The organism is Tardiphaga sp. vice154, from assembly GCF_007018645.1.
In the GTDB taxonomy this organism is placed as follows: domain Bacteria; phylum Pseudomonadota; class Alphaproteobacteria; order Rhizobiales; family Xanthobacteraceae; genus Tardiphaga.
Map to the genome: position 1 here is coordinate 1,790,252 of NZ_CP041399.1, position 18,517 is coordinate 1,808,768.

Genomic DNA, 18,517 nt, shown 5'->3' on the forward strand with positions numbered 1-18,517 from the left:
CCTGCGATCATTTCTGAAAACTTAATTTGCGTGCGGTCACGGCCCGGTGCCGGGGACTGCCAGCAGAGGATTATCATGCGCACGAACTTGCCCATCACCGCTGCTGAGTATCCAATTACCGACGAGACCCTTATTGTTTCGAAGACCGACACCAGGGGAAACCTGACCTATTTTAACGATCAGTTCGTTGCGGCATCCGGCTTCACCGAGGCGGAGCTGATGGGGCAGCCGCACAACTTCATCCGGCACCCGCACATGCCGCCGGAGGCGTTCGAGAATATGTGGATGACGCTGAAGCTGGGCCAGCCATGGGTTGGTGCCGTGAAGAACCGGCGCAAGGACGGCGGATTTTACTGGGTACTGGCGAGTGCGACCCCGATCTGGGAGAGCGGTCAGGTCAGCGGCTACATGTCAATTCGCTCGAAGCTGCCCGCTGACCAGCGCGTGGAAGCCGAGCAGGTATACGCGCTGATGCGCGATAAGAAGGCGCAGAAGTATCGTATCGATGCCGGTGTGATCCGTCGCCGCTCGGCGTTCGACCATATCGCCGTGTTCACCCGGACCTTGAAGGCGCGGCTGACGACGTTGATCGCAGTGCAGGCTTTGGTCATGTTGATTATCGGCCTTACCGGCGTTCTGGCGACGCGCGACAGCAACACGCGTCTGAAGTCGATTTATGAAGATCGTGCGATCCCGCTCGCGCAACTGTTCCAGATCAACGACCGCATGAAGGACAACACAATCGCTCAATACGACGCCGTCACCCGTGGCCGCGCCGGCAATCCGATCGGCGATATCGCGGGCCGCGTAACCGGCAATACCGAGGCGATTTCCAAAGTCTGGGCCGAATACATGGCGACCTACCTGACCCCGGAAGAGAAGGATGTTGCCGAAGCTTTCATCGTCAAGCGCAAGAGCTACGTTGAAGGCGCGGTCAAGCCGGCGCTGACCTTGCTCGCAGATCGCAAGTTCGAGGAGGCTGCAAACTTGCTGGCTGGCAGGGCTAATGAACTGTACGCCTTGGCAAAGTCGGACCTCGATAAGCTGGTCGCGATTCAGGTCAAGGAAGCCAAGAACGAATTCGAGACCGCGGAGAGCCGATATACTTTGGTGCTCGGTTTTGCCGTCGCCATGCTGACCGCCGGCATTCTGCTGTGCGCCTGGCTCGGCCTGCAGACCATCCGGGCCATCGGCCAGCCGCTGACGCGGCTGAATGGCGCGATGGACAAGATAGCCCAGGGTCTGTTCACCACCCGGATCGTCATCGATCGCGACGACGAAATCGGCATCGCGATGCGCAATGTGCAGGCCATGCAGTCCAAACTCGGCTTCGATCGCGAGGAGGCGATGGACGCCGAGAAGCGGATTGCCGTACAGCGCAAATTAGACCTGCACAGGCTGGCCAACGATTTCGAAGATGCCGTCGGCGAGATCATCGACACCGTGACGTCGGCCTCCACCGAGCTTGAGGCATCGGCCAGCACGTTGACTGCGACGGCAGAACGCTCGCAGGAATTGACGACAATGGTGGCGGCCGCTTCAGAAGAAGCCTCGACCAACGTCCAGTCGGTCGCGTCGGCGACCGAGGAAATGGCGTCTTCGGTCAATGAGATCAGCCGCCAGGTGCAGGACTCCGCGCGGATCGCCGGTGAAGCCGTGGCGCAGGCCGAAAAAACCAACGAGCGCGTCGGGCTGCTGGCGACCGCGGCAGGTCGTATCGGCGAGGTGGTTGATCTGATCAACAATATCGCCGGGCAGACCAACCTGCTGGCCTTGAACGCGACGATCGAGGCAGCACGCGCCGGAGAGGCCGGCCGCGGTTTCGCCGTCGTGGCTTCCGAGGTGAAGGCGCTTGCCGCACAGACCGCCAAAGCGACTGGCGAGATCAGCGCGCAGATCGCCGGGATACAGTCGGCGACCGGCGAGTCGGTCCTGGCCATCAAGGAGATCAGCGCCACTATCGATCATATGGCGGAGATCGCCGCGACCATCGCGTCGGCGATTGAAGAACAGGGTGCAGCCACGCAGGAAATTTCTCGCAACGTCCAGCAGGCGGCGCAAGGCACGATACTGGTCAGTTCGAACATCGCCGATGTTCAGCGTGGTGCGACGGAGACCGGGTCGGCTTCTTCACAGGTTCTGTCGGCGGCGCAGTCGCTGTCGTCGGACAGCAACCGGTTGAAAGCAGAAGTCAGCAAGTTCCTTGGCACTGTCCGCGCTTCTTGACCTAACGAGAGCCCGGTTCACGCCGGGTTTTCACCTAACTTGGAGCACCGGTGCGTACCATGAGCAACACCGTTCAAATGTTTCGATCTCAGCCCGTACTAGAGTCCACCGGTCGTTCAATCGGTGAACCTTGTCCGAACCCGACGGTCGTCGCGGACGTTGTCGCATCGACGGACCGGCTGATAACCAAGGCATAGAAGCTCAGCCAGCATCTGGCCACTGTCCATCATGCCGTCGGCATGATGCGCGAAAGCGGTCTTTCGGCGATTCATCAGAGAGTGGCACGGACCAACAAGGAAGTCCTTGCTCTGGCCCGGCATGCGCTAACGATTGTGCTGGACAACCTACGTGACATTCGACTGCGGCTCTCCGTAGGTTGATTGAAGAACAAAAAGCGGTGGTCTCTGGGGCGGTAGGTTCTCCGGGGGGATGACAGGTCTGCAAGGCTTTGACAGCATTGGTGGGCCCGGCAGGACTCGAACCTGCAACCAGACCGTTATGAGCGGTCGGCTCTAAACATTGAGCTATAGGCCCCGCCAGGCGCGAGCGTGCGGCCAGATCAATTCATATTCTCGCTGCGGTGCAGCGCGACGTCCCGTATTTTTCACTTGATAAATAAGGTCGTCTCGTCGACAATCTCGCCAACAAGAAAAGCAGGCGAGGAAACAAATGGCTCAATCGACCGAACAAGACGGCATGCTGATTGACTGGGATGTCGAGATCCGCATGGATGACGGCGTCATGCTGCGCGCCGACGTTTTCCGCCCGATCGATGGTGGTCAGTATCCGGTGCTGTTGACCTACGGTCCCTATGCGAAAGGCCTGTCGTTCCAGGAGGGTTATCCCAGCGCCTGGCAGACCATGGTCGCCGGCCATCCTGACGTAGCCTATGGCTCGACTAACAAATATCAGAACTGGGAAGTCGTCGATCCCGAGAAGTGGGTTCCCCACGGTTACGTCTGCGTGCGCGTGGATTCCCGCGGCACCGGACGCTCGCCGGGCTTCGTCGATCATTTCTCGCCGCGCGAAAGCCGCGATTTCTACGAATGCATCGAGTGGGCCGGCGTGCAGACCTGGTCGAACGGCAAGGTCGGGCTGAACGGAATTTCGTATTACGGCATCAACCAGTGGCAGGTGGCGTCATTGCAGCCGCCGCATCTCGCTGCGATGTGCATCTGGGAAGGTTCCGCGGACTGGTATCGCGACATGACGCATCACGGCGGAATCGTCTCGACGTTCTGGGCGAACTGGTACGACATGCAGGTCAAGACCGTACAATACGGTCTCGGCGAGCGCGGGCCGCGCAGCAAGGTCAACGGCGCGCTGGTGTGCGGCGACGAGACGCTGTCGGACAATGAACTCGCCGCCAACCGCTGCAGCTTCGGCGACGACATTCTCGCGCATCCGCTCGACGACGACTATCATAAGGCGCGTTCGCCGATCTGGGACAACGTCACGGTGCCGTTCCTGTCCGCGGCAAACTGGGGCGGCCAGGGCCTGCACCCGCGCGGCAATTATGAGGGCTATGTTCGGGCGGCATCGAAGGATAAATGGTTGGAATGCCATGGTCTCGAGCACTGGACGCATTTCTACACCGATTACGGCCGCGAGTTGCAGAAGCGGTTCTTCGACTTCTTTCTGAAGGGCGAAGCCAACGGATGGGACAAGCAGCCCAAGGTGCAGCTGCAGGTGCGTCACACCGATCGTTTTGTTGAACGTCACGAGGCCGACTGGCCGCTCCCGTCGACACAGTGGACCAAGTTCTATCTCGATCCCCGCGACCATACGCTGTCTCTCGAGAAGCCGACAGACGCCGCACGGATCTCGTTCGACGCGCTGGGCGATGGTCTCACCTTCATGTCGAAGCCGATGACCGTCGACACCGAGATCACCGGCCCGCTGGCCGCGGGCCTGCGGGTGTCGTCGAGCACCGAGGACGCCGACATCTTCCTGGTGTTCCGCGTCTTCAGCGGGGACCTGCGCGAGCAGACCTTCGTCGGCGCGATCGATCCGCATACGCCGGTGGCGCAGGGCTGGCTGCGCGCGTCGCACCGCAAGCTCGACGACAAGATCTCGACTCCGTACCGGCCGTATCACACCCATGACGAGGTGCAGCCGCTGCAGCCCGGCGTCGCCGTCGATCTCGCGGTCGAGATCTGGCCGACGTCGATCGTCGTGCCGAAGGGCCACCGCATCGCGCTCAGCGTGCGCGGCAAGGATTACATCTGGCAGGAGAAGACCGGCGCCAAGCTGTCGAATTTCAAGAACGAGCTGACCGGATGCGGACCGTTCCTGCACAACGATCCGCGCGACAGGCCAGCTAAAGTATTCGGCGGGACCACCACGCTGCATATCGACGAAGACGGCTCCAGCCACGTGCTGGTGCCGATCGTGCCGACCCAAAAATAAACGGCGAAAACGCCGAACCAAACATCAACCAAGGGAGAGAAACGATGGGTATTTCACGTCGCAATTTCGTTGCCGGCGCGGCCGGCCTCGGCCTGAGCACGGCGCTGGTGTCGCGTCCGGCCCGCGCGGCGGACGAGCCGATCCGCATCGGCCTGCTGACCATCAAGACCGGGCCACTGGCGTCCGGCGGCATCGACATGGAACGCGCCATGATCATGTATCTCAAGGAGCGCGACAACAAGATGTCCGGCCGCCCGGTCGAACTGATCTCCGCCGACACTGCCGGCGTGCCGGCGACGGCGCGCACCAAGACCCAGGAACTGGTCGAGAAGAACAAGGTGCACTGCCTCATCGGGCCGCTCGCGGCCTTCGAGGCGCTGGCGATCGACGACTACATCCGCCAGGCGCAGATCCCGACGCTGTCGGTCGCCGCCGCCGAGGACATGACCCAGCGCAACGCCAATCCGTGGTTCGTCCGCGCCACCTCGACGTCCTCGCAATGCGCGCATCCGCTCGGCGAATACGCGGCGAAGGAATTAAAATACAAGAAGATGATCACGATCGGCGACGACATCGCCTATGGCCACGAAATGTGCGCGGGCTTCCAGCGCGTGTTCGAGGACAATGGCGGCAAGGTGATCCAGAAGCTGTTCTCGCCGCTCGCGGTGCCCGACTACGGTACCTATGTCGGCCAGCTCAAGGAAGCCGACGCGATCTTTCTGGGCTTCGCCGGCTCGAACGGCTTCCGCTTCCTGCGCCAGTTCGTCGACTACGGCATGAAAGACAAGATGGCGGTGATCGGCGGCATGACCGCGCTCGACGAGGCCGTGTTGCGCAACATGGGCGACGAGGCGCTGAACATCGTCACCACCTGCTGGTACTCCGCCGAGCTCGACGCCAAACCGAACCTGACCTTCGCGCCGGCGTTCCGCAAGGAGTTCAAGTACGATCCGGGCTTCTACGCCGCCGGCACCTATGTCAACGGCGCCGTGCTGGAAGCGGCGGTCAAGGCAGTCAACGGCAAGGTGGAGAACAAGGCGGCGTTCATGGCGGCGCTGCGCGCCGTCAACGTCGATACCGCGCGCGGTCCGGTCAAATTCGACGACAAGGGCAACGTGGTCGGCAACGTCTATCTGCGCAAGGTGACGCGCAAGGACGGCCGCCTGGTCAACTCGGTGTTCAAGACCTATCCCGACGTCAGCCAGTTCTGGACTTATGGCGAACAGGCATTTCTCGCCAACCCGGTCTATTCGCGTGATTATCCGCCGGCCAAGAATCTCGAGAAGTGAACTGACCTCGTGAATGCCGCGCCCGATACGGGCGCGGCTTATTTCACCGCGGAGCTAGTTGGATCGCGTGCGATCCGGCGCCTGTCGAGCGGTCCGACGCTGCGGCGTGAATGCGTCGAAATCCTTTGGCTCAATCATGTAGACGCAATGCGTCTGGCTGAGCTGCAGGATGCCCTTCATCAGCACGGCAAAGATCCGTTCGATCCTGTGCATTTCCGTTCCCTTGCAGCATCGGTCGTGTCGCCGATCGTGGTGCCTGACTGTGGAGACGCGCGTCAGCGGTGCAAGCCAAGAGTCGGTGAACCCTTCCACATCTTGTTGTGCGTTGCGGTCGCGTGGTCGCCGGCCTCGATATTGACAAGCTCAACTGCAAATGATCAGTTGATCAATAAAAGCAAAGAGGAAACCAACATGGATATCAAGGTCGGCAAGGACGCCATCGCCGAGGCCAGCAAGAAGCTCTCAAACTGGGGCCGCTGGGGCAAGGAAGACGAGATCGGCACGCTGAACTACGTGACGCCGAAGCACGTCACCGAGGCCGCCAAGCTGGTCAAGCAGGGCAAGGTGTTCGGCATGGGCATTCCGCTGAACCAGCAGGGCCCGCAGAGCGGCCTGTTCGGCGGCCGCTGGAATCCGATCCACACCATGCTGGCGACCGGCACCGACGCGATTGCCGGCAACCAGGACATCACCAACAAGATGCGTTACTCGGACGACGCTATCAACATGCCGGTGCAGTCGGCGACGCACTGGGATTCGCTGGGGCACATCTTTTACCAGGACAAGATGTACAACGGCCACGACGCGCGTAACGTCGACAGCCGCGGCGTGCACAAGCTCGGCATCGAGCACACCCGCGACCGCATGGTCGGCCGCGGCGTGCTGCTCGACGTCGCGCGCTTCAAGGGCGTCGAATCGCTCGACGACGGCTACGGCATTTCCAACGACGAACTCGACGCCGTCGCCAAAAAGCAGGGCGTCGAGATCAGGGAAGCAGATTTCGTCATCATCCGCACCGGCCACATGGAGCGCTGCATCAAGAACAAGGCGTGGGGCAACTATGCCGGCGGCGACGCGCCCGGCGTGAAGTTCGAGAACTGCTATTGGAGCTTCGAGAAGAAGATTGCCGCGATCTGCTCGGACACCTGGGGTGTCGAGGTACGTCCCAACGAGACGCCTGAAGTCGCGCAGCCCTGGCACTGGGTGGTGATTCCCGCGATGGGCCTGACGATGGGCGAGATCTTCCATCTCAAAGACCTCGCCGACGACTGCGCCGCCGACGGCGTCTACGAGTTCATGTTCGCCGGCCCGCCGCTGGTGATCACCGGCGGCACGGGATCGCCGATCAACCCGCTGGCGATCAAGTAGTCGCGCAGGTCCAACCGAATCGCTTGGCGCACGGCTCCCGGGTTTCCCGGGAGCCGTTTCTCTTTGACCATCGATGATGGGTAGGGTGGGCAAAGCCTCGACGCGCCCGGCGCGGCGAAGCGTGCCCACGCGTCCATACTTTGCGAACCAAGCGTGGGCACGGCGCAAGGGCGCCTTTGCCCACCCTACAAATCCCCGACTTCTCTCCGCTTGAGCGGGCGCTCTGCAACACGCGATATATCGGTTGCATTTGGCGGGCCCGTCGGGAATTCTCTGCCTGTGGTTGCGCGGCACGCGCCCATGTGACATCTCCTGCCGATATCCGATCGCCGCGGCGGGGATGAGGCCTTCGACCGACGGATCATGATGAGCAAGAAAGCCCTGATCGCAAAAGCCGCGGCAGCGCCGAGGCGCCGGCGGCTTTCTCCGGAAGACCGGCGCAGGGAAATCCTGCAGGCGGCGACGACGTTTTTTTCCGAAGAAGGTTTCAACGGCGGCACGCGGGAGCTGGCGCTGAAGCTCGGCGTGACGCAGCCGCTGCTGTATCGCTACTTTCCGAGCAAGGACCACCTGATCAAGGAAGTCTATCGCACCGTCTATCTCGAGCGCTGGGATCCGCGCTGGGACCGTTTGCTGACCAACCGCACATTGCCGATCCGGGAGCGTTTTGCCGAATTTTATCGATCGTACACGGACGTGATCTTCACCCGCGAGTGGATGCGGATCTATCTGTTTTCCGGCTTGAAGGGCCTCGATATCAACCGCTGGTATCTCGACGTGGTGCAGAAGAAGATCCTGACCCGCATCATCCAGGAATATCGCCATGAGGTTGGGCTTGCGCCGCAGAAAAAGCCTTCCCCGATCGAACTCGAGCTGGCTTGGGCGCTGCACAGCGGCATCTTCTATTACGGCGTGCGCAAGCTGATCTACGAAGCGCCGGTTCTCGAAGACAAGAACGAGGTGATCTCAGTCACCTTGAACGTGTTCCTGCTGGGGATCGGCCGGCTGTTCGGCACCGACATCGGAGAGGTGCCGTCGCGCAAGCCGTTGCTACGCGCCGCGTCAGTACAGCGCAAGAGCGCCGCACGGGCCTGACGGCTTCCGCCATCAGGCCCGAACAGTCCTACAGTCCCAGAATGCGCTTGGCATTGCCGCCGGCAAGCTGCGCCAGCGTGGTCTCGTCCATCCCGTTGACGCCAGCGATGTGGCCGATCGGGTTGTACTCGGCCATGTCGAACGGATAGTCGGTGCCCATTACGATGCGGTCGGGTCCGAACAGGTCGAGCATGTAGGCGAGCTGGTGATAGCTGAACACGACGGTGTCGAGATAGACCTGCCGCAGGTAGGTGGTCGGCGGCAGCGGCAGGTTGCCGTGCGAATCCTGGCGCGCGCCCCAGGCGTGATCGATGCGGCCGGAATAGCCCGGCAGATAGCCGCCGCCGTGCACGGCCATCAGCTTCAGTTCCGGGAAGCGCGCCAGCGTGCCGGAGAAGATCAGGTTATGCAGCGCCAGCGTGGTTTCCAGGGGGTTGCCGAGCACGTTGTTGAAGTAGAAGTGCGTCAGCCGGTCGCCATGCGTGAAGCCGTTGGGATGCATCATGATGAAGGCGCCGAGCTCTTCCGCCTTGGCGAAGAACGGACGGAACTTGGGATCCGACAATTCCTGGCCGTCGACGTTGGTCAGGATCTCGACACCCTTCAGCTTGAGATGGTTCATGATGTAGTCGAGTTCGCGCACCGCGATCTCGGGCTCCTGAAGTGTCACCACGCCGAGGCCGACGAAACGGTCCGGGCGCCGCGCGCAATATTCGGCGACGCCGTCATTGGCCATGCGGTGCGCGGCTTCCGCGATCTTGGCATCGACCGAGTAGTAGCACTGGCCGGGCGCGGGGGCGACGACCTGGATGTCGATGCCCATCCGGTCGAGATCGAACAGGCGCTGGTCGATCGTCGTCATGACATTGGCGATGTCCTTGTCCTGCAGCGCGTTGATCTCGCGGGTCGCTTCGTCCGAGAAGTGCGCTAGAGGAATGCGGCTCATGTCGACATGCGGCTGCGCATGCGCGGAGGCCTGCGGCACCACGATGTGGGCGTGGATGTCCACGGTGAGCGATTGCGGTCGCCGCGCGCGGCCGTCGGCGTCATGGATACGGGCGGCGGTTCGGCCGTAACGGTTTTTCTTGTCAATCATGGTGTACACTCATGTTGCGGAGACGGGGCTTCAGATGGTTACGATACGGCCGCTAGCGGCGGAACGTTTGATGGCTTCGAACGTGCGCACGTTCGCCAGCATTTCGTGATGCGGCACCGGATAGGGCGTGCCGCCGAGCGCGGCACGACCGAACGCCTCGATGTTGTCGCGCACCGCCGGATGCGCCGGATAGTCCGAGACGATCGGCGCAGCATCGCGCAGCGTGCGGGTGACGTCCCAGCCGGTCGGGTGTTCCGGATGGGTGCGGTCGCGGATTTCCATCCAGCCTTTCGAGCCGAGCAGCGCCAGCCGGCCCATGAAGGGCGTCGCCAGCACGGCCGTCAGCGTCGCGCTGGCGCCGGATTCGAAGGTCAGCATGATCGATAGCATGTCGCCATTGGCGAAGTGGCTGCCGCGGGTGGCGAGATGCGCCCAGACCTGCTTCGGCTGGCCTAGAAATGAAATGGCCAGGTCAACCAGATGGATCCCGGTCGCCGACAGTGGTCCGACGGGATTCTCCGTCGGTGACAGCCGCCAGTTGTCGGCCGGCAGGCCGAGGAATTTGTCCTGGCTGAAGTTGGCCTCGAACACCAGCGCCTCGCCGAACTCGCCGTCGGTGAAGCGCTGCTTCATTTCGATCACGGCCGGCTCGAAGCGCCGCTCGTGGCCGATGCCGAGCGTCATCCCGGCTTTCTGCACGGCTTCGATCGCGCGCTCGGCTTCAGCACCGGTGGTGCATAGCGGCTTCTCGCAGAATACGTGCTTGCCGGCGCGCGCCGCCGCCTCGATCTGCGCGGCGTGTTCGGTTTGCGGCGAGCACAGGATCACCGCCTGGATGTCGGGTCGCGACAGGGCTTCCTCGAAGCTGCCGCACGTCGCCATGCCGAGCTCAGTAGCAACCTTGTTGCGAACGGCCTCCAGCGGGTCGACGCCAAGGAGCGGCTTGACGACGTCGCTCGAAGCCAAAGCGCGGGCGATCGTCTGCCCCCACCAGCCCAGTCCGATAATAGCCGCGTTGATCATGCGATATTCCGATGTCGATGGAGGTTACTTGCGCGACGACCAGTAGGCCGGGATGCTGCTGATGACGTCGTTGTCGCCGAGGCCTTCGGCTTCGGCTTCCGCGAACACGGCAGCCGCGCTTTCGGCAACCGGCAGCGTGGTGCCGAGCTTCTTCGCGTAGTTTACCGCGGTGAGCAGGTCCTTCTTGCCGCCGCTCACCGAGAACTGCGTCGCAGCGCGTTCGCCGGTGGCGAGCAGTTTGACGATGTCGGCGGCGCGCATCTTAAGCGCGGGCGGCGCGCCGGGCGTGTCGGCGAGAATGTCGATCAGGCGCTCCGGCGGCAGGCCGAGCGGCCTGCACAGAGTCAGCGATTCCGCGAGTGCCTGCAGATAGACCATTAGCGGCAGGTTGACCGCGAGCTTGACCGCCGCACCGGCGCCGAGCGCGCCGACGTGCTCGACGCGGCGACAGAGCTGTTCAAGCAACGGCAGCGCGCGCGCGAAATCGGCCTCCGTGCCGCCCGCGAGGCCGAACAATTTGCCGTCACGCGCCGGCCCAACGGTGCCGCCGACCGGGCATTCGACGAAGCCGCCGCCGGCCTTGGTGACGGCCGTGCCGAGTTCGATCATCGTCTCCGGCAGCACGGTGCTCATGTCGATGATGAGCTTGCCGGCGAGGTCCGCTTTCAACAGGCCATTGTCGGCGTTGTAGACCGCCTGCATCGCAGCATCGTTCAGCAGCATGACAATGGTGATGTCGCAGGCCGCGACCAGCGCCGCCGGCGTGTCGGCGCGGCTGGCGCCGGCATCGACCAGCGGCTTGGTCTTTCCGGCGTCGCGATTCCACACCGTAAGGTCATGGCCTTGTGACATGACCCGCTGGCCGATCGCCGCGCCCATCCGTCCCGTTCCGCAGATCCCGATCTTCATGCTGGTTCCTTATTCATTGCGCGTTGATGGCGGCTTCGAGCCGGTCGAAGGTCAGTGGCATGTCGCGGCCGCGGACGCCGAGCGCATGCGCGATCGCGTTGCCGATCGCGGCAGCCACGGGGCCCGCCGCGCATTCGCCGGCGCCGAGGGCGAATTCGCCGGGGCGCTCGATGATGGTGGTCTGGATCCGCGGGATCTCGGAGAATTTAAGGATCGGGTAGTCGTCCCACGCGCGTACCGCGAAGCCGTCGGATGTCCACGACACCTGCTCCTTCAGCGTCCAGCTTGCGGCCTGAATCACGCCGCCCTCGATCTGGTTGAGCGTGCCGTCGCGATGGATGATCTCGCCGGCATCGAGCGCGCCATAGACGTCCTTGATGGTGATGACGTCGGTGATCTCGACGGTCGCGACCGCGGCGTAATAGGCGCCGTGGTTCTTGTAGCGGCTGAAGCCGATCCCGCGGCCGATGCCTTCGCCGCCCTTGTCCGCCGGGTCCCATTGCGCAAGCTCAGCGGCGGCGCGGATCACCGCTTCGGCGCGCGGCTCGTCGAGATGGCGCAGCCGGAATTCGACGGGATCGATGCCGGCCAGCGCCGCGAGCTCGTCCATGAAGCTTTCGATCGCGAACACGTTGCAATGCGCGCCAAGCGACCGCAGTGCCGAGGATCGCAAGGGTCCCTGTGGCAGCAGATGATGCGTGATGCTACGCTTGCCGAGATTATACAGCGGCACGGCGTTGCGGTCACCGCCGCCATAGGGACGCGGCGCCTCGCTGGGCGGACCCGGCGGATGCGGCGGATCGATCTGCTGTGCGGCGAGCAGGTTGACGCCGTCGCCGAAACCGGGCCGCGCCAGATGCGGCGGGCTCCAGACGGCGTGGCGCCACTCCACGATCTGGCCGTTAGCATCAACCGCGCCATCGAGCTCGACACGCATCGCAGCGCCGAATGGCGACCAGCTCAGCTCGTCGGCGCGGGTCCACTGGCACATTACCGGCACTTTTGCAGTACGCGCTAGCAGCGCAGCGTCGAGTGCCACGTCATCGGCGCCGTTATGGCCATAGCACCCGGCGCCCTGGGCGTGGATCACGCGCACGCTGTCGTTCTTCAGATGCAGCGCGCGCGCCAGCGCGCCGCGCAGCGGGTGGATGCCCTGCGAATGCGACCACACCGTCACTTGATCGGCGTCCCATGCAGCGATAGCGCAGGAGGGACCGATCGAGGCATGCGCGATGAACCCTCGGGAATAGGCGGCGTGGTGGCGATGCTGCGCCACCGGCTCCGGACCTTCGTCCGCAAGAAAGGTCGTGCTGCGCGGCGTCAGCGCCGCGATCCAGGCGTGCGTATCAGCAGTTTCGGGCAGTTCGGCGTCGCGCTGCCACTGCGCGGTACGGCCGGCGACGTCGATCGCGCGCAACGCCTGCTCATCACGGCGCGCGACCACGCCCATGAACGAGCCGTCGACCACGACGGCGACGACGCCGGGCAGGGTGGCCACTTTGTCAATATCGAACGAGACGAGGCGGTCGCGGGGATGCGCGCCACGCATCACGCGGCCGTAATGCATGCCGGGCAACGCCATGTCCTGGATGAAGGCCGCGCCGGTCAATTTGCGGTCCAGGTCGAGCCGTTGCAGGTGGCCCGCATCGATGGTGCCGCCGAGCATGCGTGGCTCCGGCAGGTCGGCGGTCGACTGATCGAGATCGACGTCGGCGGCGAGGGCCCAATAGCTGACGCCTTCGTTGCTTTGGGCGCGGGTGAAGACGCCGGCCTGCACCACGATGTCGCCTTCGCCGAGCACGGTCTGCGCGCGCTGCGCGAACAGTTCGCGAACCATCGCGCAGACCCAGCGCATCGCCGCGCCGCCATGTTCCACCGAAAAGCTGCCAGCCGTGTAACCTTCGTCCGGCGAAGTGTCGGTGTCGGCCGGCTGCATGCGGATACGCGCCAAGTCGACGCCGAGTTCCTTGGCCGCGATCGCGGCGATCGCGGTGACGGCGCCCTGTCCCAGTTCCACCTTGCCGGTGCGAATGGTGATAAAATCCGATCCGTCGATCGAGACCCACCTGCCGAGCCGCGGATTGAGTGCCAGATTGGCGGGGAGCTTCGTCATGAAGCAGTTCCCGGCGTGCCGGCGATAGCACGATCGATCGCGCGCAAGATGCGGCCCTGCGCGCCGCAGCGGCACAGGTGGCGCTCGTCCAGCGTCTCCACGATCTCGCGGCGGTTCGCCGGCGGGGTGCGGCCGAGCAGCCCGGTCACGGTCATGATGATGCCGTTGATGCAGTAGCCGCATTGCGCGGCCTGCTCGTCGAGGAAGTTTCGCTGCAGGGCGCCTGGCGCCCCGTTTCGGGTCAGGCCTTCGATGGTCACGACGTTGCGGTTAGCAACTGTGTACAGCGGAGTGGTGCAGGACTGGATCGGCTGGCCGTCCAGCAGCACCGTGCAAGCGCCGCAATTGCCCTGCGCGCAGCCGACGCGGGTTCCCTTGAGGTCGAGATCCTGCCGCAATGCCAGCAGTAGCGACAGATCTTCGGCGGCCGTCACGGTCACGGCGGCGCCGTTGACGTTGAATACCCACGTTCTCTCAGCAGAATTTGCCAAAACCATTGTCTCCGAATTGATCAATGGGCGTGGTAGACGCCGAGATGCTTGGCGACAAGGTCTTCGTCCGTGCGGACCTGCTCGGCAGTTCCTACAAAAGCGCAGCGGCCGGTGTTGAGGATCACCGCCTGGTCGGCAACCTCGAGTGCCAGCTTGCGGTTCTGCTCGACCAGGATGATCGACTGTCCCTCGGACTTCAGTCTCTTGATGGTCTGGCCGACCTCGGCGACGATCAGCGGCGCCAGCCCTTCCGAGGGCTCGTCGAGCAGCAGCACCGAGGGATTGCCCATCAACGCGCGCCCGATCGCCAGCATCTGCTGCTCGCCGCCGGACAGCGTGCCGGCATATTGCGCGTGGCGTTCCTGCAGCCGAGGGAACATTTCGAAGATGCGTTCCAGCGTCCACGGCCGGTCGGTCTCGTTGAGCCGCTGTCGCGCGACGACGAGGTTTTCGCGAACGGACAGCGACGGAAAGATCCGGCGGCCCTGCGGCACCAGGCCGATTCCGAGCCGCGAGATGCGTTCCGGGCTCAGTCCGGTGATCGGGGTTCCGAACAGCCGGATTTCGCCCTGCGGCGGCGTAAGAAATCCGACGATGGTGGAGATGCAAGTCGTTTTGCCGGCGCCGTTGCGTCCCAGCAGCGCCAGCACCTGGCCGGCCTGCAGGGAAAAGCTGACACCATGCAGCACATGGCTGTCGCCGTAGAACGTATCGATGCCGGTGAGGTTGAGCGCATCAGTTGCCAAGGTACACCTCACGCGTTTTCTCGTCGGCGATGACCGCGTCGCGCTCGCCGTCCACGATCACGCTGCCATAGTTCAGCAGCGTCACGGTCTCGGCGAGATCGAGCGCGGTATCCATGTCGTGTTCGATCATGACTACGGCGGTCTCGCGCGGGATCTCCGCGATCAGCGCCTTCACCGTCGTGCGCTCGGAGGCCGACAGGCCGGCGAGCGGCTCGTCGAGCAAAAGCACGCGCGGTTTCTGCGCCAGCGCCATCGCCAGTTCGACGCGACGCTTCTCGCCATAGGCGATGTCGGAGACCGGATGCGAGGCGCGATCTTCGAGGCCGACCATCGCCAGGATGCGGCGCGACTCGCGGGCAAGGTCCTCGTAGGATGACAACGAGCGGAACGGCTGCCAGCGCTCCCGCCGCAGTCCCATCAGGCCCAGCGTGACATTGTGCTCCAGCGTGTCGTCAGTGAACAACGTGATGATCTGATAGGTCCGCGACAGCCCGCAATGCGCGCGCTGGTCGGGCCGCAGCCGCGTGATATCCTGGCCGAACAGTTTGACCTGGCCGGAATTCGGCAGCATGTCGCCGGTGATCTGGTTGAACAGGGTCGTCTTGCCGGCGCCGTTGGGACCGATCATCAGGCGGCGCTCGCCGGGACGCACTCTCAGCGAGACGTTCTTGGTGACCTTGAGGCCGCCGAATGCCTTGCAGAGGTCGGTAATCTCCAGTGCGTATTCGTGAGTCATGGCTGCGTCCTCCCGAACCGGCCGAGCAGCTTGCGTGCGCCGGGCACGATGCCGGTCGGCATGAACAGTACGATCAGAAGGAAGATGATGCCGAGCAGCATGTTCCAGCGCTCGATATAGGCCGAGGCGTAATTCTTCAGTAGGCTGACCAGGGCTGCGCCGACCACCGGGCCGCCGAGCGTGCCCGAGCCGCCGGCGATCACCCCGAGCAGGCCCTCGGCGGAGTTGGTGATCGAGAGCGAGGTCGGGTGAATATACTTGTGATAGTAGACGTAGAGCAGGCCCGCAATACCGGCCCAGAAGCCCGCATAGATGAAGGTGATCCAGCGGATCATCCAGGGATTGAAGCCGAGCGCCGCCATCCGGCGCGGCTGGTCGCGGACGCCCTTCAGCGAGGAGCCGAACGCGGACATCACAAAGATCGCCATGGCACCGAAGGCGAAGGCGCTGACGATCAGCGTGAACCAGTAGAACTCCGCCGGGCCTTCCAGCGAGATGCCGAACGGCAGCGGCCGGGTGATGCCGGAAATGCCGTTGTCGCCATTGGTGAACCCTGTCATGCGATAGGCGAGGCCCCACAATACCTGGGACATTGCCAGCGTGATCATAAGGAAGCCCAATCCGGTTGCGCGCAGGGCGAGCAGGCCGAACAGCGCGGCGCAGATCGTGGTGCCGACGATGGAGATCAGCGCCGCGGCGCCATTGCCCATGCCGTACTGCGTGGTCAGGATCGCGACGATGTAGGACGCCAGCCCCATATAGGTGGCATGCCCGAGCGAGGTCATGCCGCCATAGCCGACGAGCATGTTGAGGCTCATCGCGAAGATCACGGCGATCAGCACCTGCGTGCTCAGGTTGACGTAGAAATCGCCGGAAAATAGCGGTAGCGCGATAAGCCCGATGGCGAGGAGGACGAGAGCGAGTTTCTTCATGTCTGGAGTCGCCCGAACAGGCCACGCGGGCGAAACGCGATGACAGCGATCATCGGCAGGAACAGGATGATGTAGGCGAGATCGGGGACCAGTGCGGCCCCAAAGGTGTAGATGAAGCCGATGATGAAGCTGCCGACGAAGGCGCCGAGCAGGCTGCCGACGCCGCCGAGGATGACGACGATCAGCGCGAGCGGCAGCATGTCGGCATCGAGCCCGGGATAGGCCGACAGCACAGGGCCGCCGAGCACGCCGCCGGCGCCCGCGATGCCGGCACCGAGGCAGAATACGGCGGTAAACAGTTTCGAGACGGGAATGCCAACCGCACGCGCCATCTGCCGGTCATCGACGCCGGCGCGGATCATCGCGCCGATCCGCGTGCGCTCAAGCAAGAGATAGAGCGCAAAGGAGACCGCCAGCGCGCAGGCGACGATGACCAGCCGGTAGGTCGGGAACACGAAGCCGAACAGCCGAGTCGGCGCCTGGAAATTAGCCGGCGTCGGCACCGGGATCGGATCGCCGCCCCACAGGATCAAACAGGCGTCGGCAATGATCAGCGACATCCCGAGCGTGACCAGCACCTGGCCGAGCGGGTTGGTACTGAGACGGCGCAGCACCAGTCGCTCGAACAGGCCGCCCAACGCCGCGACCAAGAGGCCGCTTCCGATCGCCACAACCCAGAAATTGAGGCCTTCGAAGGTGCGCAGCGCTATTGCGCCGAAATAGGCGCCGAGCATGAAAAACGCGCCATGCGTCAGGTTGGCGAGCCGCATCAGGCCGAAGATCAGCGAAAAGCCGGAGGCGAGCAGGAACAGCAGGGCGCCAAGCGACAGGCTGTTCAGAGATTGAATGATCCAGAACTGCATGGATCAGTCCGCGCGTCGACGCAGCATGGCGGCAAGCAGCAGTGACCGCCTATGTTCGACAACGCTGATGATTTTTCGAACCGACATGGCCAGTCTCCCTCCCTGGGATCAGCGGCACCATCCCTTTGCCATTGGCCGTTTGGCGCGGCACGCAAAGAGTAAGGCGCAGTTGCAAGCAACTTACGAATGGTTTGTACGTTCCTAACCGCTTCTGGTGGCGGCCTGTGTTTGCACCGAGCGTAAATTGGTCGTCTGCAATTACGACCACAGTGTTCTCCACTCTCGCTAATTTATCAAGTGAAAAATTAGCGTTGAGCGACCGGTTGATGCCGCATTGCAACCGACTACTTCGCGTGCATCTCGTTTCGATACCAGTCGCCGATCTCGCTCGCGGTCATCAGCGCCACGCCATCGTGGCCGATGACGTAGTCAAGCACTTCCTCAAGATAGCGGATGCGGTGCGGCACGCCGGTGATGTAGGGATGGATAGACAGCGCCATCACGCGGGCGTTGTCGGCACCTTCCAGGTACAACCGGTCGAACTGGTCCTTGCAGCGCTGCACGAAGACGTCGGACGGAAGATGCTGCAGCGCGTGGATCACGATGTCGTTGGTTTCGACAGTATAGGGCACCGAGGTGATGATGCCGTGCGGTGTCTGGATCTCCTGCGGCAGGTCGTCGATGACCCAGTCCGCGACGTATTCGATGCCGTTGGCGCGAAGCAGGTCCAGTGTTTCGTTATTCTCGGTGAGTCCGGGGCTCTCCCACGACCGCGGCGCCTTACCGGTGAAGGCGCCAATCGTGTCGACGGTGCGCTTGATCGCATCATTCTGGTTCTCAACCTTGTGCATCGGCCCCTGTACGAAGCCGTGACCCATAAATTCGAAGCCGGCGTCGCGCGCCGCTTCCGCCACCCGCGGATAGGAGTTGCAGACGTTGCCATTGATGGCGAGCGTGGTCGGGATGTTGCGATCGGTCAGCGCCTTCATCTGCCTCCAGAAGCCGGCGCGCATGCCGTATTCATGCCACGACCAGTTCGGCACGTCGGGCAGCATCGGCTGTCCCATCGGCGGCGACAGCACGGTGCGCGGCATCGAATTCTCGATGCGCCAGTCCTCGACATTGAGGATGACCCAGAAGGCGAGCTTCTTGCCGCCGGGCAGGGTGAGCTTGGGACGGTCGAACAGCGCCTGGTAGGGAATGCGATCGGTAATGGCCATG

Annotated in this window: 16 protein-coding genes and 1 tRNA gene; 5 read left to right on the forward strand and 12 right to left on the reverse strand. The window is 63.3% G+C overall.

Going from position 1 to position 18,517, the window contains the following annotated elements; all coding sequences use genetic code 11:
- Window positions 1–75 precede the first annotated feature (75 nt).
- Window positions 76–2,226 (forward strand): methyl-accepting chemotaxis protein, encoded by a 2,151-nt coding sequence (locus FIU28_RS08365; RefSeq protein WP_143572491.1) that lies wholly within the window; start codon window positions 76–78, stop codon window positions 2,224–2,226.
- 458 nt (window positions 2,227–2,684) lie between these two features.
- On the opposite strand, the gene FIU28_RS08370 is transcribed toward FIU28_RS08365, so the two are convergent.
- Window positions 2,685–2,760: transfer RNA gene (locus FIU28_RS08370), tRNA-Ile, on the reverse strand.
- 135 nt (window positions 2,761–2,895) lie between these two features.
- On the opposite strand from FIU28_RS08370, the gene FIU28_RS08375 reads away from it, so the two are divergent.
- Both FIU28_RS08375 and FIU28_RS08380 read left to right on the forward strand, forming a co-directional pair.
- On the forward strand, window positions 2,896–4,635 hold the full coding sequence (locus FIU28_RS08375) for a CocE/NonD family hydrolase (protein WP_210245491.1): 1,740 nt from the start codon (window positions 2,896–2,898) through the stop codon (window positions 4,633–4,635).
- 44 nt (window positions 4,636–4,679) lie between these two features.
- Entirely contained in the window at window positions 4,680–5,924 is a 1,245-nt protein-coding gene (locus tag FIU28_RS08380) for an ABC transporter substrate-binding protein (protein WP_143572492.1), read from the forward strand.
- A 54-nt stretch (window positions 5,925–5,978) separates the two neighbouring features.
- On the opposite strand, the gene FIU28_RS26375 is transcribed toward FIU28_RS08380, so the two are convergent.
- Window positions 5,979–6,137: a hypothetical protein gene (locus FIU28_RS26375; RefSeq protein ID WP_168202892.1), complete on the reverse strand. Its 159-nt coding sequence runs from the start codon at window positions 6,135–6,137 to the stop codon at window positions 5,979–5,981.
- A gap of 198 nt (window positions 6,138–6,335) precedes the next feature.
- Between FIU28_RS26375 and FIU28_RS08385 the strand changes: the two genes are divergently transcribed.
- Together FIU28_RS08385 and FIU28_RS08390 are read left to right on the forward strand one after the other, a co-directional pair.
- Window positions 6,336–7,292 (forward strand): cyclase family protein, encoded by a 957-nt coding sequence (locus tag FIU28_RS08385; RefSeq protein WP_246660918.1) that lies wholly within the window; start codon window positions 6,336–6,338, stop codon window positions 7,290–7,292.
- A gap of 366 nt (window positions 7,293–7,658) precedes the next feature.
- On the forward strand, window positions 7,659–8,387 hold the full coding sequence (locus tag FIU28_RS08390) for a TetR/AcrR family transcriptional regulator (protein WP_143572493.1): 729 nt from the start codon (window positions 7,659–7,661) through the stop codon (window positions 8,385–8,387).
- A gap of 28 nt (window positions 8,388–8,415) precedes the next feature.
- On the opposite strand, the gene FIU28_RS08395 is transcribed toward FIU28_RS08390, so the two are convergent.
- The 10 genes from FIU28_RS08395 to FIU28_RS08440 all read right to left on the reverse strand — a co-directional run bounded on the left by FIU28_RS08395 (window position 8,416) and on the right by FIU28_RS08440 (window position 18,516).
- Window positions 8,416–9,483 (reverse strand): amidohydrolase family protein, encoded by a 1,068-nt coding sequence (locus tag FIU28_RS08395; RefSeq protein ID WP_143572494.1) that lies wholly within the window; start codon window positions 9,481–9,483, stop codon window positions 8,416–8,418.
- 30 nt (window positions 9,484–9,513) lie between these two features.
- Window positions 9,514–10,506 carry a Gfo/Idh/MocA family protein gene (locus tag FIU28_RS08400; protein WP_143572495.1) on the reverse strand — a complete coding sequence of 331 codons (993 nt, stop codon included), beginning with the start codon at window positions 10,504–10,506 and terminating at the stop codon, window positions 9,514–9,516.
- A 24-nt stretch (window positions 10,507–10,530) separates the two neighbouring features.
- The gene (locus FIU28_RS08405) at window positions 10,531–11,415 is read right to left on the reverse strand and encodes an NAD(P)-dependent oxidoreductase (protein WP_143572496.1); all 885 of its coding nucleotides are present in this window, start codon (window positions 11,413–11,415) and stop codon (window positions 10,531–10,533) included.
- A gap of 13 nt (window positions 11,416–11,428) precedes the next feature.
- Complete coding sequence (locus tag FIU28_RS08410) at window positions 11,429–13,528, reverse strand: xanthine dehydrogenase family protein molybdopterin-binding subunit (protein WP_143572497.1); 2,100 nt, start codon at window positions 13,526–13,528, stop codon at window positions 11,429–11,431.
- Complete coding sequence (locus FIU28_RS08415) at window positions 13,525–14,019, reverse strand: (2Fe-2S)-binding protein (protein WP_246660919.1); 495 nt, start codon at window positions 14,017–14,019, stop codon at window positions 13,525–13,527. The genes FIU28_RS08410 and FIU28_RS08415 overlap by 4 nt, the downstream gene beginning before the upstream one ends.
- A gap of 20 nt (window positions 14,020–14,039) precedes the next feature.
- On the reverse strand, window positions 14,040–14,765 hold the full coding sequence (locus tag FIU28_RS08420; protein WP_143572499.1) for an ABC transporter ATP-binding protein: 726 nt from the start codon (window positions 14,763–14,765) through the stop codon (window positions 14,040–14,042).
- The gene (locus FIU28_RS08425; protein ID WP_143572500.1) at window positions 14,755–15,501 is read right to left on the reverse strand and encodes an ABC transporter ATP-binding protein; all 747 of its coding nucleotides are present in this window, start codon (window positions 15,499–15,501) and stop codon (window positions 14,755–14,757) included. Before FIU28_RS08425 ends, FIU28_RS08420 begins: the two co-directional genes overlap by 11 nt.
- A complete protein-coding gene (locus FIU28_RS08430; protein WP_143572501.1) occupies window positions 15,498–16,433 on the reverse strand; it encodes a branched-chain amino acid ABC transporter permease in 936 nt (311 codons plus the stop codon). Before FIU28_RS08430 ends, FIU28_RS08425 begins: the two co-directional genes overlap by 4 nt.
- On the reverse strand, window positions 16,430–17,296 hold the full coding sequence (locus FIU28_RS08435) for a branched-chain amino acid ABC transporter permease (RefSeq protein WP_143572502.1): 867 nt from the start codon (window positions 17,294–17,296) through the stop codon (window positions 16,430–16,432). The genes FIU28_RS08430 and FIU28_RS08435 overlap by 4 nt, the downstream gene beginning before the upstream one ends.
- 344 nt (window positions 17,297–17,640) lie before the next feature.
- Complete coding sequence (locus tag FIU28_RS08440; protein WP_143572503.1) at window positions 17,641–18,516, reverse strand: polysaccharide deacetylase family protein; 876 nt, start codon at window positions 18,514–18,516, stop codon at window positions 17,641–17,643.
- Window position 18,517 lies beyond the last annotated feature (1 nt).